The following is a 15592-nucleotide window of genomic DNA, read 5'->3' as shown; positions in this document are numbered from 1 at the left end:
GTTTTTTTATGTTTGGAATTAAAATGACAACTAGTTTTTCAGATTCTTATAATATTGAGTTCTCAGCATATGATGCATTGGGAGCTTTAGACCCAATCTTGGGTATCGATACTAGATTATTTATTGATCCTTTATTGGTCAAAAATACAAAAATTCCAGAGTTCCAATCGGCAGCGAGTAAAATAGAAAAATATTTTGAAAGTATTCTAACGTTGTTAAAAGCCAGTCAAAAAGAAAAAGATATTTTTTGGAATCAGGCATTTAAAAATTTTAAGTCGAGTGAAATTAGTGGGCTATCAATTGGATATGGTAAGGATAATGATGGAGGAGGTGGAATCGGAAAAATAAAGAAATTAGAAATATTAAAGAATCTAAAACAAATTTTAGATGCTGGAACTGATGATCCCACGATTTTTGAACTTATTGGTGGATTCCAAGATGGTGTTGGACCAGATTTAATAAGTGACTTAATCTCAAATATATTAATTGATGATCTTATTACTTATACTCAACGTATTTGTTTGGAACTGAAAATTCCTTTAACTGAATTGAATTTTTCTAAGAGCTATGAGCCACAAAAATTACCTAAAAATCTATTAAATGGTAAACCTGTAATTCTTGTTCCTAAAGAATTTTTGAGAGATTTACCTATCGCTGATAGCTTTATGGATATTGATTGGATTTGTAAACATAATGAGCAATTAAGAAGATATCTAAATTCTGTTATAGAGGGTTCATTTAAAAAAATAACAATCAAAGAGCAAAAAGGGCATATTAGAAAAGCAATAGTTGATGATCCCGAGTTTTTAAAAGAAATATTGGAAGCTTATAGGAAACAATCACCTGAATATTATAATTTTTCTGATGATCCAAAAGGTGAAACTATTTGGTATGAAGCTTCAAAAAACTATGCAAAAGAATATCCATTAATTTTACAATTATCTAGTCAACCAACAATTGATGATATTTATAAGATTGTAGAGAAAATATGTGAACATTTTAAAGTCTTAATTGAAGATAATCAGTTATGTAAATTACTTTATGATAAAGATGGAAAGCGCAAACCAGAAGCGGCCGCCCAGCTTCTATTTTTTGGTATAGCGAATGCTTATTGTTTAGCAAATAATATAGATATTAGTCCTGAATCTGATGCAGGCAGAGGACCTGTAGATTTCAAATTTAGTAGTGGTTCTAATTCAAAGGTCTTGGTAGAAGTTAAGTTAACCTCTAATAGTAAGCTTAAAAAAGGATTTGAATCTCAATTACCTATTTATCAAAAGGCAGAAAAATCTCAAAAAGGTATTTACTTAGTCATTCATAATATAGAAATTTCAGATAAACGATGGGAAGACTTCTTAAAACTCACACAAAATAGCGGTTTATCTAATTTAAAAATGATAGATGTCGATGCAATACCTAAGCCATCAGCTAGTGTTGCAGATGAATAATGCTATAAACATAGAATAACTTCTATTTTGTATTCAATGCAGACACCGCGTTTACTTAGAAATTGGTACAGACTTTACTTCCGTATACCAAATGCCTTGGCAAGCAATTTAACGATAAAATTGCTTAAGCTATACAAAATGTAAAATCCACTGTTTTAACCAACGCCCCAACCTCACGGGGCTTATTTGTATCAAAATTTAAGACTTTAGGCTGAGTTACAAAACTCTTAATTGCAAATTTCTCAACCAAGAAAAGCAAAACTAAAAATTCAAGATATTGAAAAATAACAGTAATATTAAAAATAAAACAAAATAAATTAGTGAAAATTCCATCTTTAATTATTTATTTAAATTATATGCTCATTTATATTTAAAATAATGTATAGACAGGTTTTTTGTTTTGCCTATACTTTGATCACCATTTCTAAAATCATGGAGAACAAAAATGGTTATTGCTGGCTCTCAACCTGGAACAGGCTTCTATTTTTGTGTCCAATGCGGACATCGCGTTTACTTAGAAATTGGTACAGACCGTTTACCTCCGTGTACCAAATGCCTAGGCACCCAATTTAACGATAAAATTGCTTAAGGCTACACAACATTAAAAACAGTTACCTTCTGTTTTTAAACATAAAGCCCGATTCATCGATCGGGCTTTTTACATTTGAGCTTACATGGTTTTTATGCCGAAAAGTGTGAAGGTTGTTTCTATCGCATATTTTTAATGATCGGCATTAAATAAAAGCTTTAGGTTATCTTTAAATAAACAGTCCAGTTCTAGCACATCATTCGGATTTAAAATTCGGTTGTGAATCATACCTGTCCACATCGGGCTAACAATCAACAAAGCAAACTGTTTTGCAGAAGTCTGTGCAGGCAATTCATTTCGCGAAATAGCAAGTTCAACCAACTGTTGTAATTCATGCTGAATCGGGAAAAAGATTTTCTGACAGTAAGTATTGAGAATACTCGGAAAATTTTGACCTTCACGTAAAATTAACAACGCCATGTCAGCACGACCTGTTGACTCTAGCGTTAAAACACTCGGGATGATTTGCCTACAAATAAAATCATAAACTGTTTCATGATCTTGAATTTCATGCGCTTTGATTGGGCGAAAAGACTCATTAAGAAAGGCATCAATCACACCTTCAAAAAGTTGTTCTTTGGTTTCAAAGTAAGAATAAATTGTACCTTTGCCAAGTTCTGCACGCTTGGCGATCTCGGAAATCTTGCTACGGGCAAACCCTTCTTGAATAAAGTGGTGCAATGCGGCTTCGAGAATTTTATGGCGAGTTTCCTGTGTTTTTTCAATGCTTGGGCCGCGTGTTCTTGGTTTTTCCATACTTTATTCAACCATCGTCTTAACCGAAATAGCCTAACATAAATTGACCTTGGGGTCACTTTTGACTAAAATCGACCTAAAAGTCATTTTTGGCTAAGCCAATGCAAACACCAAAATCCAGTGTGCAATACGCCATTGTCAGTCTAGCGTTATGTCTTGCGGCATTAAGCACCGCACTGGCAAGCCCGTTATATGCCCTTTATGAACGCACATGGGGGATTAGCACCTCACAAGTCGGTTATGTATTTATTGCTTACATGCTTGGCGTGGTGTTTTCGCTGCTGTTTTTAAATAAGCTCAATGCAATTTATAGCTATAAGCAAATTATTGTGTTTAGCCTTGGCTTGAGTATCGTTGGTCTATTTTTATCGGCTTCCGCTGGCTCAGTTTGGCTGTTAGGCATTTCCCGATTTCTGATTGGGATTTCATCTGGGTTGATTACCACAGCGGCCATGGTGGGCTTGAAAGATCAATATCCTTTTAAAAACCGCATGCTGTCAGAAAAACTGACTTCAATGATTACCATTTTAGGTTTTGCTTTAGGGCCGTTGCTTGGTGGTGTATTGGCTGATCATACGTCACAGCCTTTGGTCGACCCATATCGAATTATTGCACTGTTTTCGGTTGTGGTTTTAGTCAGTGTGTTTTGGGTTCGACCAAAAACGGTCTTACCACGTCAGCAGAAGATAGTGGATTTATTCAAAGTTGAAGGTTTGGTTTTACCTCAAACAGCATCAAGCAAACTGTTTTTGATATGTAGTATTACTGCGCTCTGTAGCTTTGCGGCATTTAGTTTATATGCGGCATTGGCAGGGACATTTATACACGAATTGCCTATTCGCTCATCTGCAACCCTGACAGGTGTATCGATTTCCATCATTTTATTTGTCTCGGTCTTGAGTCAGGTTTGGTGTAAATCATACAAAGAAATCAATGTGTTGTACTGGGGTCTAGCTGCACTAATGATGGGTACAGTCAGCCTTGTGATGGCTGAAATTGGGCACTATGTGTGGTTTTTGCTGCTGAGTATTTTATTGACAGGGATTGGGCACGGCTTCTCACTCAGTGCAGCTTATTATTTTATGGGCAAAATAATTGACCGTGAGAAAAATCCGCTGATCTTCTCCAGTTTTCTGTTTATTGCTTATCAGGGCACGATCTGGCCCGTGATATTTTCCAGTTATCTCATTGAATATGTGGGATTGGTACAGACGCTATTGTTGATTGCGGTGGTGTTGATGGTCACGATTATCTGGTTGGTTTATCAAATCAAATTGAAGCTTGAGCCATTGTTGGCTTGTCACAAGTAAATCGGGAGAAACAGGGACGAAAGATACAAAAAGGATGAACGACCTTCTTGCTCTAAAGGAAGAAGGTCGAATGAGGGAGAAAATAATTAGATATGGATCAGGTTAATAATTGAGGCGATGTGGTTTGCAGTACTGATGAGTGCAGGTGCAAGTTCTTCAATGCGTTTGGCATTTAAGCGCACAGAAGGGCCTGCAATACTGACCGTGGCAAAAGGTTTGCCTGTTTGAGGGTTGAGAACAATTCTCGCCATTGAAGACATGCCAAGTTCATAGGTGTCATTAATCAGACCATAACCGCGTTGTCGTGAGGCTTGTACCATCTGCTCAAGTTCAGCAAGGTTTTTAGGCGTGTTCGGCCCGAAGTTTTTGGCTTTTTCAAAACCTTCACGCTCAACCAGCCGCGAGAAATCTTCCGATTCAAGTGCAGATAGATAGGCTAAACCACAGGCAGAAGCTGGCAAATAGGCTACATTGCCCGAATCAGGGTCGTATTTCAGACCAGACTTTGCGCCTTGAGCTTTGCCAATCCAGATAATTTTTTCATCTTCAATCAGACCTAAACGCACCAACTCAGACGAGGTTTCTGCAAGTTCGTTGAGATAAGGCTGGAAGGTTTCAGTAATTGAGCGAGAAGACAGGTAGCTCAAGCCCATTGAGGCAATTTTAAGGGTGAGTTTGTAGTGCTGTGAAACTTCGTCTTGGTAGATATAGCCCATGTCTTTCATCGCAGTCAGAATGCGATGCATGGCAGATTTGGGAATATCCAGTTCAACCGAAAGATCACTGAGCGCACGTCCATGCACTTCTTTTAATAACGCTTCAAGGATGAGTAAAGAACGATCGTTATTGCTGAGCATAAAAATCCTAATATTATTTTTTGGAACAGTGTTCCAAAAATGAATAAAACCAATTATAGTACCTGTAGATTTTATCCGAAATGCAAATGAGGTAAATCGATTCGTCAAGAAAAGGTGGTTTCTTGGCTTTAAAAATTCATGACCTGAATGAAAACAACAAAACCAGTCGTGCGATGGAAAACGCATATTTTTACTGGTGACACTCAAGGGAGTAAGTGCATGACTCAACAGGTGAATTTAAGGGAGTTTATCGATGAAAGTCGGATTTCTCCGCTGCAAAGATTAGTTATTTTTCTATGTTTAATGATCATCGTTGTCGATGGTATTGATATTTCAGTGATGGGCTTTGTTGCTCCTGTACTCAAACATGAATGGGGCATCACGACCAGTGACCTTGCTCCTGTAATGAGTGCGGCATTGATTGGTCTGGCTGTCGGTGCAGTGGTCTCAGGCCCTCTTGCAGATAAATTTGGACGTAAAAAACTGCTGATTACCAACTTGGTTGGTTTTGGAATATTTACTTTACTGGCTGCGCTTTCGAGCCATGTCAATGAGTTGATGATCTATCGTTTTATCGCTGGCCTGTTTATGGGGGGTGTAATGCCTCAAGCGGTGACTTTGGTAACGGATTACTCATCCATGAAAGTGAATGCCCGTTTAGTGACGATTATTTTGAGTGGTTTTACCATTGGTGCGGCAATTGGTGGCTTCCTTGCGGCATGGGTAATTCCACATTTTAGCTGGCATGCGATGATGATCATTGGTGGGATTTTACCTTTAATTTTGGCAACGATTGCAGTTTTCAAATTGCCAGAATCCATTGGTTATAAAGTTCTCAAGCACCATCCGAAAGCAGAAATTGATGCCATTATTCATCAGATTGCACCAGATTTTGATACCAGCAATAAGGTCTTTGTTTTACCGCAACCTAAAACAGATACCGTAGATAATCCTGTTAAAACCGTACTCAGCCCATTTTACTTACTCGGTAGCTTTTTACTGTGGTGGAGCTATGCATCGGGTCTGTTCGTTGTTTACTTGCTTGGTAGCTGGTTGCCAATGATGAGTAACGAATTTGGTTTTAGCATCAGTGAAGCATCTGTGATTACTGCCATTTACCAACTCGGTGGGCCTGTGGGATGTATTGTGTGCGGTTATGTCATGGATAAGATCAGCCCGCACTTTGGTTTAGCCATTTCTTATGGATTGGCTGTGATTTTCATGGTGTTAGTGGGGGAAGTGGGACATAACTTTACCTTATATAGCTTGATGTGTTTTTTCATCGGGATGTGGATGAATGGTGCGAATGCAGGCATGAACAGCGTTTCAAGTTCTTTCTATCCAGTATTTGCCCGTGCAACAGGTAATAGCTGGATGCACGGTATCGGACGCCTGGGTGCTGTGGGCAGTGCTTTTGCAGGGGCTTATTTTCTCAGCTTAGGTTGGGCAGCCAGTAAAATTTTCCTGATTTTATGTTTGCCTACTGTCGGTATTATTCTCGCCCTGTGCATTATGAAACTGGCATATTCACCTAAAAAAATGCGTCAACAAGAACTGAACAAAGTTCAAATCTAAAATTTTCTAAGTCTAAGATTTTCAAGGAGATTGAATAATGGATATTCAATTGAACGGCTCAACTCGTCTCTATTTTGTGGTCGGACACCCGATTGTACAAGTGAAATCACCTGAAGGTGTGACTATGGAACTGTCAAAAAAAGGCTTGAATGCACTGGTTGCACCTGCCGATGTTGCACCTCAACATTTTGCCAGTTTTGTTCAGCAAAATCTGTACTTGAACAATACCGATGGACTGATTGTGACTGTGCCACACAAGATTTCAGCTTTGGGCTGCTGTCAGAAACTCACGCCACGTGCGCAGTTTATTGGAGCGGTCAACACCATTCGTCGCTGTGAAGAGGGTTGGGAAGGCGACATGCTCGATGGTAAAGGCATGGTGCAGGCGATTCGTAACCAGTCAATTGAACTGAAAGATAAGCGTGCCATTTTGGCGGGTGCTGGGGGTGCAGGTAAAGCCATTGCTTATGAATTGCTGCTTGCAGATGTCGCTGAACTGGCAATTTTTGATGTCGATCAAACCCGTCAACAACAACTGGTCGAGCAGCTGCAACAGTTGGGTAAAGGCAAAGTAACAGCACATGACAACGACCCGACAGGTTTTGATGTGGTAGTGAATGCAACCCCGATGGGGATGAATGGTGATTCATCAGCAGCATTTCAGTTAGACAAACTGACTGTCAGCATGTCGGTGGCAGATGTGGTGACTAAACCCGAAAATACGCCGTTTATTCAGCAGGCTGAAGCTTTGGGTTGTACCGCAGTGAAGGGGACAGACATGTTTGTGCAGGTACGTGACCTGATGGTGGCGTACTTACTGAAAAGTGAACAGGAGCAACAGGATGCCGCGTGAATACTCACTTTCTTTTTTGACGGTGGCAGATGTTAGCCCTGTAGAAGCCGTCAAAATTGCAGCGCAGTGTGGCTATGCAGCAGTGGGCTTACGCCTGCTGCCTGCGGCACCCAATGAAGCTGACTATCCGATATTGACCCAGAGTCAACTGATTCGCGAAACCCGTGCAGTCTTGAAGGATACAGGGGTGCGCGTGGCAGATGTTGAAATTGTACGAATCACACCAGACTTTGATTCAAAAAAATATCTGCAATTTTTAGACGTGGCACAGCAGCTTGGCGCTCAACATATTTTGGTTGCAGGCAATGACCCTGAACAGGCACGCCTGATTCAGCACTTTGCCGAATTTTGCGAACTGAGCAAACGCTATGGTTTGAGTTGTGATCTGGAATTTATGCCGTGGACTCATGTCAAAAACTTGGCGCAAGCCGAGCAAATCGTGTCGGCATCGGGGCAGGACAACGCTGCGATTTTGATTGATGCGCTGCATTTTGCTCGTTCTGATTCAACGCTTGAACAGGTGAAAGCACTGGGTCCAGCACGTCTGAACTATGTCCAGCTCTGTGATGCACTGGCTGAATATGATCCGAGTGATGAAGGGCTCATCAAGATTGCCCGAGGCAATCGTTTGGTGCCAGGTCAGGGCGAACTTGATCTGGTAGGGCTAATTCGCGCCTTGCCTGAGAACTTAATGTTCGCTGCGGAAGTACCGAATCAGGCTTTGGCAGCACGACCTGCACTGGAACGTGCACAAATCAATTTTAATGCCATACAGCAACTTGTTGCGCAAGCCCAGCAGGACGCTGTTGCGGGGTAACTCTTATGAATGCGACAACCCAATACTCATTGCAAATGCCATTGCTCCCGATCCGCAAACAATACGAATGTGATGTGCTGGTCATTGGTTCGGGAGCGGGCGGGCTGTCTAGTGCAGTTACCGCTGCACATGATGGGCTGAAAGTGATTGTGGCGGAAAAAGCCAGTGTGTTTGGTGGTACTTCAGCCGTTTCGGGGGGCTGGTTATGGATTCCCAATACGCCACATGCCGAGCGTGAAGGACAGGCTGAACCGATTGCTGCACCCAAGCAATATTTAAAGAATGTTTTGGGTGAACAGTATGATGAAACCAAAATTCATACCTATCTCACTCAAGCACCGAAAATGGTCGAGTTCTTCGAAAAAAACACGGAGGTGAAATTCGAGATTGGTCGTGCAGTGCCTGATTTCTTTGATGTATCAGGGTCACGTGTTGGGTGGCGTTCAATAGTGGCTGCACCCTATGATGGTCGTCTGCTGGGACAGCATTTGCATGTGTTGCGCCCAGCGATTCCTGAAACCACTTTGTGGGGAATGGGAATTGCTTCGGGTGCTGACATGAAGCACTTCATTAATACGTTTAGTGCCATTTCTTCCTTTGTTTATGCAACCAAACGTGTATTACGACATTTTATTGATCTGATTTTCAGAAAGCGTTCGACCCAGATTGTGAACGGCAATGCGCTTGTGGCACGTTTACTCAAGTCAGCATTTGATCAACAGGTCGAGCTTCTGGCAAACCATGCCATGACTGAACTGGTTTGTGTGAATGGTCGAGTGACGGGTGCATATTTCTCGACTCCGACAGGTATCGTCAAAATCACTGCCAAGCATGCTGTGGTTTTGGCAACGGGTGGTTTTCCGCATGATGAACAGCGCAAACGCAGTCTATTTAAGCATGTGGCAGAAGGTACACCACATCACTCGGCAGCACCTGAAACCAATACAGGCGATGGTTTAAATGCTGCCGAAGCCATTGGGGCGGAAGTTGAACAGCATTTGCCGTGGTCGGGTGCGTGGGCACCTGTTTCTCTCATACCGCGTTTAGATGGAACCTTAGGACGATTTCCACATTTGGTCGAGCGTGGCAAGCCAGGGCTGATCGCCGTTTTAGCCAATGGTCGCCGTTTTACCAATGAAGGCGATTCTTATCCAGCCTTTATCAAAAGTTTGTTTCAGCAGACTGCATCGGGTGAACAGGCCCATTGCTGGCTAATCTGTGATCATCAATTTATCCGCCGTTATGGTCTGGGTGCAGTCAAACCATTTCCGATTTCCATGCAGACTTGGCTGGACAACGGTTATTTGAAGTGTGGTGAGAATCTACAAGCACTAGCAAATGCATGTGGGATTGATCCTGTGCAATTCCAGCAAACCGTAGCGCAATACAATCTGCATGCCCGAAAAGGGCAAGACCCTGAATTTCAACGTGGCACAACACCGTACCAAAAGGCACAAGGCGATGCTGATCACAAACCAAATCCTTGTATTGCTCCGATTGAGAGCGGGCCATTTTATGCGGTGGAAGTGGTACCAGGCAGTCTAGGGACATTTGCTGGATTAATCACGGATGAATCCGCACGTGTGCTGCACAAACAAACCCGACAACCCATTGAGGGCTTATATGCTGCGGGCAATGACCTGAACAGCATTATGGGTGGGCAATATCCAAGTGGCGGAATTACCTTAGGGCCGGCCATGACTTTTGGCTATTTGGCAGCGAAGAAAATTGCAGAACACGCTCAGGCTGCTGCTCCATTTGAAATGTCATAGCAACAGATTTAAGGAGAAATCAAAATGGATAAACAGGTCGATTTATTGGTGATTGGTGGCGGTGCGGCAGGCATGTCGGCTGCGCTGTTTGCCAAATTAAACGGATTAGAAGTGCTGCTCTGTGAAAAGGCAGGGCAAGTGGGCGGAACATCGGCAACCTCGGGAGGCACTGTTTGGGCACCGGGGTCGCATCTGAGCGTACAGGCAGGCGTTCCTGATGATGTAGAACAGGCGCGTATTTTTCTAAAGTCCGTGGTTGGAAATCGCGGTGGCGAAGAATTACGCGAAGCATTTTTAGCATCTAGTGCCGACATGATTCGTGAACTGGATGAAAAAACCACAGTCAAACTGAATGCTTGTCTGGCACATCCAGATTACATTAAAAATCAGCCAGGTGAAGCATTGGGTGGACGAGCTTTAGCGCCTGCCGAATTCGATGGTAGGGTTTTGGGGGCAGACTTTCAGTATGTCCGCCCACCACGTCCTGAATTTATGGGCTTGGGCGGGATGATGGTTAACCGCAGTGAACTGAATGCCTTGCTGAATCCGCTGAGTAGCCTGCAAAACCTGATGACGACTTTTAAAGTGGTGCTGCCATATTTTCTGTCACGTCTACGCTTTTCACGCGGGACACGTTTGGTCATGGGGAATGCCTTGGTGGGTAGCCTGTTTTATAATTTAAAACAGCAGCATGTACCTGTCTGGTTCAATTCACCGTTGCAAGAACTGCTGCTGGAAAATGGCAAGGTGGTCGGCGCAAAAATCCAGACTGAACAGGGGCTACAAACCATTCGTACGCGTCAGGGGGTGGTACTGGCAACAGGTGGTGTCGGCTGGAATACGCAGCTTCGTGAGCAATTATTTCCTAAAGCCATGCTGAAAGATTCTTTATCACCCACTTCAAATACAGGTGATGGCTTGACACAGGCGATAGCAGTAGGTGCAAAACTCGACCCGTCTGTAGACAGTAGTGTGCTGTATTTTCCTTGTTCGATTCATACCCATGCCAACGGATATAAGGCGATTTGGCCACACATCATTTTAGATCGAGCCAAACCAGGTGTGATTGCTGTCAATGACGATGGCAAGCGCTTTGTCAATGAATCTGACTCTTATCATGATTTTTGTATGGCACAAATCCGCAGCAATCAGGGCAAAGATAAAATCCAGTCCTATTTAATCTGTGATCATACTGCGATACAAAAATACGGTCTGGGTTTTGTTCTACCTGGTGCAAAACAGCTCAATTATTACTTAAAAAATAACTATCTATATTCAGCCAATACACTCGACGAACTGGCAAAAAAAGTCGGCATTCAACCCCAAGGTCTGGTGGATACCGTTCAGCGTTTTAATCATTTAGTAGAGCAAGGCGAAGACACCGATTTTGGCAAGGGGACTGGGGTTATGAACCGCTTTAACGGTGACCCAGAAGTAAAGCCAAATCCGTGTCTGGGCAAAGTCGAACAAGGGCCTTTTTACGCATTAGCAGTAACCCCGATGGACTGCGCCAGCAGTGGCGGTTTGGCTGGAGATATTTATGGTCGGGTTCTCGACCACAATAATCAGGTCATTTCTGGGTTATTTGCCTGTGGAAATGATCTCAGTTCAATTTTTAAAGGCACATATCCTGGTCCAGGAACAACGCTTGGCCCAGCCATGGTCTTTGCGTGGCGAATTGCTCAATTTGCCGCAGGAAAACTTGTCGAACAACCAATATCAAACATGCAACAACGGAGATCCGCATGAAACTTTATCAACTCATCAATATCACCATTAAAATGGGAACAACGGCTGCTGTTGCGCAAGGCATTCAGAGCTTTTATCAGGATGCTGCTGCACAAGGTCGGCTCTTGGGGGTATTTTTTTCGGATATTGGTCAATTAAACCAAGTGGTGATACTACGCAGTTATGCTTCCCAATCTGAGCTGGATGCTGAGAATGCACGTTTGGCAGCGCAAGAGCAGTTATTTGGTGCGGCTGAAAATATCATTCGTTATTCGGTTGAAAATTTTGCAGGTTTTGACTTCTTGCCTGAGGTTGAACTTGGCGAATTTGGCCCTGTGTATGAAATTCGAACCTATGAGTTAAAACATGGTGGCGTACCACATGTTCTTGAGGCATGGAAAAATGCCGTGCCAACACGAACCGAATATTCAAAATTGACTGTAGCAATGTATGCACTGGACGGCACACCGCGTATTGTGAGTATCTGGCCGTATGCTTCATTGAATCAGCGCTCTGAAGTACGTACTAAAGCTGTAGCAGATGGAATCTGGCCACCAAAAGGTGGGCCACAGTGGTTGACACATGAAATGCAATCGATGATTGCTTTGCCAACAGCAATTTCGCCGTTGAAGTGATGATTAAAGATTGAATCTATTAAAAAAGCGAGTGGGAAATCACTCGCTTTTTTAGGTTTTTATTACACTAAATTGAAATGCTTAAATTTTAAATAGAATGAGGCGAGCAACCATCAACATTCAATCGCATTGACGGCTAAACCACCTTTAGATGTTTCCTTATATTTATCAGACATATCTTTGCCTGTTTCCTTCATGGTCTGAATCACTTTATCGAGTGAAATAAAATGCTCACCATCATCATGGAGTGCCATTTGCGCCGCATTAATGGCTTTCACCGCAGCAATCGCATTGCGTTCAATACATGGAATTTGGACTAAGCCACCAACAGGATCGCAGGTCAAACCTAAGTTATGCTCCAGACCAATTTCCGCTGCATGTTCGACTTGGGCTGGGGTTCCCCCTAAAATTTCGGCTAGACCTGCCGATGCCATAGAGCAAGCTGAACCGACTTCACCTTGGCAGCCGACTTCAGCCCCTGAAATAGATGCCTGCAACTTACATAAAATGCCGACTGCTGCTGCACTCAAGAAGAAATTCACGATTTTTTCTTCGGACAAATCTTGTGAAAAAGTCACGTAATAATACAAAACCGCAGGAATAATGCCTGCTGCGCCGTTGGTCGGTGCTGTGACGACACGACCACCTGCGGCATTTTCTTCATTGACGGCTAAAGCAAATAGGTTTACCCATTCCATCGCAGTAAAAGTCGTATCAATCAGGTTCGAATTTTTCTTTTGAATGAGCTGTTGGTGAATTTTTTTGGCGCGTCGTCTGACATTGAGTCCACCAGGGAGAATCCCTTCATTTTGCAGACCATTTTGAATACAGGTTTGCATCACCTGCCAAATATGCATAATTTTACTGCGAATCTCAGTTTCACTGCGCCAGCATTTCTCATTTTCGAGCATGAGCTGGCTGACACTTAAATTATGCTGTTTGCAGAGTGCAAGTAATTGTTTGGCAGTACGAAATGGGAAAGGAATTGGAGTATCGTCATCGACCACGTTTCCGTGTTGACTTTGACTTTCATCCACAATAAAACCACCACCCACAGAGTAATAAGTATTTTGATATACAACCTGATCTTGAGCACCATATGCGGTTAAACGCATCGCGTTAGGATGGTAAGTCAGTGGCTCATCAATAAAGATCACATCTTGTGAATAATCAAATGCGATACGTTGTTCACCATTAAGTGTCAGGTATTTTTGTTCGAGTGTGGTTTTGATTAAATTTTCAGTGAGTTGAGTATCGATACTTTCTGGCTCATATCCCATGAGTCCTAAAATGGTTGCTTTGTCGGTACCATGTCCAATGCCTGTTGATGACAGTGATCCAAACAACTCAATTTTGATGTTGTGCACTTGTGAAATCTGATGATGTTCTTTTAGATCTTGGCTAAACGTGAAGGCAGCACGCATCGGGCCAACGGTGTGTGAGCTTGATGGTCCAACACCTACTTTAAATAAATCAAATACACTAAGAGCCATAGTTACGTCCTTATAATAAAATATGGGAGAAAATTGCCTAAAAATAAAATCTTAGCGCTAAAAATCACAATACTAAACTTATGTGACATTCGCTAATATTATATTTATCTTAAATTTCAATATTGATGTGAAAGATGATTTTTCAATCAAAGAACAAAAATTGAATCTGAAATTCAGGCTCGAAAAAAAGGTCTAAAAAGCGTACATTAGCCACATTCGAAATTTAGCTTCATTTGGATGTCATGATTTGGATTTTATTTACCGTAATGGCTGCGTTTATGCAGGCATGGCGTAATGCGTTTCAAAAGCAATTGAGCACTACGGTAGATGTTTATGGTACAACGCTTGCCAGATTCTTATTTTCTCCAGTCTTTGCAATCAGCTACCTCGTTTTTCTATATCACCAGCATCCAATCAGTGCTCAAGTTCATTTAAGTCATCAGTTCTGGATTTATATTTTTGTTGGTGGGATTAGTCAAATCTATGCAACAGCTCTCATGGTGAAGTTATTCCAGCAAAGAAATTATGCCATCGGAATTGGTCTTGCCAAAAGTGAGGCGATTTTAGCCGCGATTATCGGTGTAATCTGTTTAAATGAACATCTCACCGCATGGGGCTGGGTTGGTGTTGTGATTGGCGCAATGGCTGTTTTTCTATTGAGTAAAGGTAGCCATCGTACTGAACTCTCCATAAAAACCATATTGATTGGTTTGGGGAGTGGATTGTGTTTTGCCATTACTTCGCTCTTGGTTCGTCAGGCTAGTCTAGAACTGACAATGCTGCCTGTTTTGCATCGGGCAGCGTGGGTGCTGTGCTGTCTGATTAGTTTTCAATGCGTGATTATGCTGTTGTATCTGGGAATTTTTAGCCGAAAAACCCTGTACAATATGTGGCAACGGGTTGGACTGACATTTCGGGTGAGTGTCAGTAGCTTTTTAGCTTCACTTGGCTGGTTTAGTGCCATGAGTATGCAATCTGTCGGGATTGTGAAAACATTGGGGCAGATTGAAATTTTATTCAGTTTGCTGATTTCAGCATTTTTCTTTAAAGAGAAGTTGGCGGGTTCAGATCATTTGGGGTTAGCGCTGGTGATTGTCGCAGCGATTATGGTGATATGGGCATAATGACAATCGAGAAAATAGCATTCGATTGTCATTACAAAGACCGTCATTCAAGCTAAAGTCAACACTGCATCATTTAATGTTGTAGTGGTAAAAAAATAATAAATATTGAGTTTAAGTGTAATTAAAATTCGAATAAATTTTATAAATTAAAAATATTTTCTTTTATTTAGTGTTTTGTTGGTAAAAATTTTCAAAATATCTAAAAAAATCTCTGACTAAGAAAAACAATCCCACCCTGAACTCCCTAAACTATATTTCAAGGGTGTGAAGGGGATCGAAAAGAGTAGCATGCACCAATGCGTATAACGCAAGTGTGTACTCACCCAAAAGGTCTCGATTCGGCTTAGGACGCTATAAATCAAGAGTTTATAGGCATTAGGTCATCACTTACAAAGTCATGGTTGTTGAAGTTATTCCCCTGACACCCTAAAAATTTCTATGATTATAAAATCTTCAAAATCTTCAAAATCTTCAAAATCTTCAAAATCTTCAAAATCTTCAAAATCTTCAAAATCTTCAAAATCTTCAAAATCTTCAAAATCTTCAAAATCTTCAAAATCTGAAATCAATCCATTTAATTTTTATTTTTAAAAATAATTAGACTGCTTTCATAAGTCCTTTTTATTTCTCCCTCG

General features: G+C 41.8%; 14 protein-coding genes. 10 read left to right on the top strand and 4 right to left on the bottom strand.

Annotation, left to right across the window (positions count from 1 at the left end; all coding sequences use genetic code 11):
* Positions 1–8 precede the first annotated feature (8 nt).
* Together C1A47_RS00365 and C1A47_RS00360 are read left to right on the top strand one after the other, a co-directional pair.
* Positions 9–1448 carry a hypothetical protein gene (locus tag C1A47_RS00365; protein ID WP_227539708.1) on the top strand — a complete coding sequence of 480 codons (1440 nt, stop codon included), beginning with the start codon at positions 9–11 and terminating at the stop codon, positions 1446–1448.
* 445 nt (positions 1449–1893) lie between these two features.
* Positions 1894–2037 (top strand): zinc ribbon-containing protein, encoded by a 144-nt coding sequence (locus C1A47_RS00360; RefSeq protein WP_111891304.1) that lies wholly within the window; start codon positions 1894–1896, stop codon positions 2035–2037.
* Between the two features lie 132 nt (positions 2038–2169).
* On the opposite strand, the gene C1A47_RS00355 is transcribed toward C1A47_RS00360, so the two are convergent.
* A complete protein-coding gene (locus C1A47_RS00355; RefSeq protein ID WP_111891302.1) occupies positions 2170–2793 on the bottom strand; it encodes a TetR/AcrR family transcriptional regulator in 624 nt (207 codons plus the stop codon).
* 101 nt (positions 2794–2894) lie between these two features.
* Between C1A47_RS00355 and C1A47_RS00350 the strand changes: the two genes are divergently transcribed.
* The gene (locus tag C1A47_RS00350) at positions 2895–4103 is read left to right on the top strand and encodes an MFS transporter (protein ID WP_111891300.1); all 1209 of its coding nucleotides are present in this window, start codon (positions 2895–2897) and stop codon (positions 4101–4103) included.
* An 86-nt stretch (positions 4104–4189) separates the two neighbouring features.
* On the opposite strand, the gene C1A47_RS00345 is transcribed toward C1A47_RS00350, so the two are convergent.
* Positions 4190–4960, bottom strand: coding sequence for an IclR family transcriptional regulator (locus C1A47_RS00345; protein WP_111891298.1), 771 nt, complete (start codon positions 4958–4960; stop codon positions 4190–4192).
* 219 nt (positions 4961–5179) lie between these two features.
* On the opposite strand from C1A47_RS00345, the gene C1A47_RS00340 reads away from it, so the two are divergent.
* The 6 genes from C1A47_RS00340 to C1A47_RS00315 are packed head-to-tail and all read left to right on the top strand — an operon-like array spanning position 5180 to position 12340.
* Positions 5180–6535 (top strand): MFS transporter, encoded by a 1356-nt coding sequence (locus tag C1A47_RS00340; protein WP_111891296.1) that lies wholly within the window; start codon positions 5180–5182, stop codon positions 6533–6535.
* A 37-nt stretch (positions 6536–6572) separates the two neighbouring features.
* Positions 6573–7388: a shikimate dehydrogenase family protein gene (locus tag C1A47_RS00335; protein WP_111891294.1), complete on the top strand. Its 816-nt coding sequence runs from the start codon at positions 6573–6575 to the stop codon at positions 7386–7388.
* Entirely contained in the window at positions 7378–8205 is an 828-nt protein-coding gene (locus tag C1A47_RS00330; RefSeq protein ID WP_111891292.1) for a sugar phosphate isomerase/epimerase family protein, read from the top strand. Before C1A47_RS00335 ends, C1A47_RS00330 begins: the two co-directional genes overlap by 11 nt.
* Positions 8206–8210: 5 nt before the next feature.
* Positions 8211–9977, top strand: coding sequence for an FAD-dependent oxidoreductase (locus C1A47_RS00325; protein ID WP_111891290.1), 1767 nt, complete (start codon positions 8211–8213; stop codon positions 9975–9977).
* 24 nt (positions 9978–10001) lie between these two features.
* Positions 10002–11726: an FAD-dependent oxidoreductase gene (locus C1A47_RS00320; protein WP_111891288.1), complete on the top strand. Its 1725-nt coding sequence runs from the start codon at positions 10002–10004 to the stop codon at positions 11724–11726.
* The gene (locus C1A47_RS00315) at positions 11723–12340 is read left to right on the top strand and encodes an NIPSNAP family protein (protein WP_111891286.1); all 618 of its coding nucleotides are present in this window, start codon (positions 11723–11725) and stop codon (positions 12338–12340) included. The genes C1A47_RS00320 and C1A47_RS00315 overlap by 4 nt, the downstream gene beginning before the upstream one ends.
* Positions 12341–12453: 113 nt before the next feature.
* Here the strand turns inward: C1A47_RS00315 and C1A47_RS00310 are convergent, their stop codons facing one another.
* On the bottom strand, positions 12454–13833 hold the full coding sequence (locus C1A47_RS00310) for an L-serine ammonia-lyase (RefSeq protein ID WP_111891284.1): 1380 nt from the start codon (positions 13831–13833) through the stop codon (positions 12454–12456).
* A 242-nt stretch (positions 13834–14075) separates the two neighbouring features.
* Here C1A47_RS00310 and C1A47_RS00305 point away from each other — a divergent pair, with 242 nt between their 5' ends.
* Complete coding sequence (locus C1A47_RS00305; RefSeq protein WP_111891282.1) at positions 14076–14957, top strand: DMT family transporter; 882 nt, start codon at positions 14076–14078, stop codon at positions 14955–14957.
* Positions 14958–15367: 410 nt separating this feature from the next.
* Here the strand turns inward: C1A47_RS00305 and C1A47_RS17615 are convergent, their stop codons facing one another.
* Positions 15368–15526 carry a hypothetical protein gene (locus C1A47_RS17615; protein ID WP_162625900.1) on the bottom strand — a complete coding sequence of 53 codons (159 nt, stop codon included), beginning with the start codon at positions 15524–15526 and terminating at the stop codon, positions 15368–15370.
* Positions 15527–15592 lie beyond the last annotated feature (66 nt).

Source organism: Acinetobacter sp. MB5 (genome assembly GCF_003261585.1).
In the GTDB taxonomy this organism is placed as follows: Bacteria; Pseudomonadota; Gammaproteobacteria; order Pseudomonadales; family Moraxellaceae; genus Acinetobacter.
This window is presented reverse-complemented; position numbering and strand designations above follow the sequence as displayed.

Excerpts from the sequence above, each read along its gene's own strand:
- C1A47_RS00315 (WP_111891286.1), top strand. The coding sequence starts at position 11,723 with ATGAAACTTTATCAACTCATCAATATCACCATTAAAATGGGAACAACG.
- C1A47_RS00340 (WP_111891296.1), top strand. The coding sequence starts at position 5,180 with ATGACTCAACAGGTGAATTTAAGGGAGTTTATCGATGAAAGTCGGATT.
- C1A47_RS00365 (WP_227539708.1), top strand. The coding sequence starts at position 9 with ATGTTTGGAATTAAAATGACAACTAGTTTTTCAGATTCTTATAATATT.
- C1A47_RS00325 (WP_111891290.1), top strand. The coding sequence starts at position 8,211 with ATGAATGCGACAACCCAATACTCATTGCAAATGCCATTGCTCCCGATC.
- C1A47_RS00305 (WP_111891282.1), top strand. The coding sequence starts at position 14,076 with ATGATTTGGATTTTATTTACCGTAATGGCTGCGTTTATGCAGGCATGG.
- C1A47_RS00335 (WP_111891294.1), top strand. The coding sequence starts at position 6,573 with ATGGATATTCAATTGAACGGCTCAACTCGTCTCTATTTTGTGGTCGGA.
- C1A47_RS00320 (WP_111891288.1), top strand. The coding sequence starts at position 10,002 with ATGGATAAACAGGTCGATTTATTGGTGATTGGTGGCGGTGCGGCAGGC.
- C1A47_RS00330 (WP_111891292.1), top strand. The coding sequence starts at position 7,378 with ATGCCGCGTGAATACTCACTTTCTTTTTTGACGGTGGCAGATGTTAGC.
- C1A47_RS00360 (WP_111891304.1), top strand. The coding sequence starts at position 1,894 with ATGGTTATTGCTGGCTCTCAACCTGGAACAGGCTTCTATTTTTGTGTC.
- C1A47_RS00310 (WP_111891284.1), bottom strand. The coding sequence starts at position 13,833 with ATGGCTCTTAGTGTATTTGATTTATTTAAAGTAGGTGTTGGACCATCA.
- C1A47_RS00350 (WP_111891300.1), top strand. The coding sequence starts at position 2,895 with ATGCAAACACCAAAATCCAGTGTGCAATACGCCATTGTCAGTCTAGCG.
- C1A47_RS00355 (WP_111891302.1), bottom strand. The coding sequence starts at position 2,793 with ATGGAAAAACCAAGAACACGCGGCCCAAGCATTGAAAAAACACAGGAA.
- C1A47_RS00345 (WP_111891298.1), bottom strand. The coding sequence starts at position 4,960 with ATGCTCAGCAATAACGATCGTTCTTTACTCATCCTTGAAGCGTTATTA.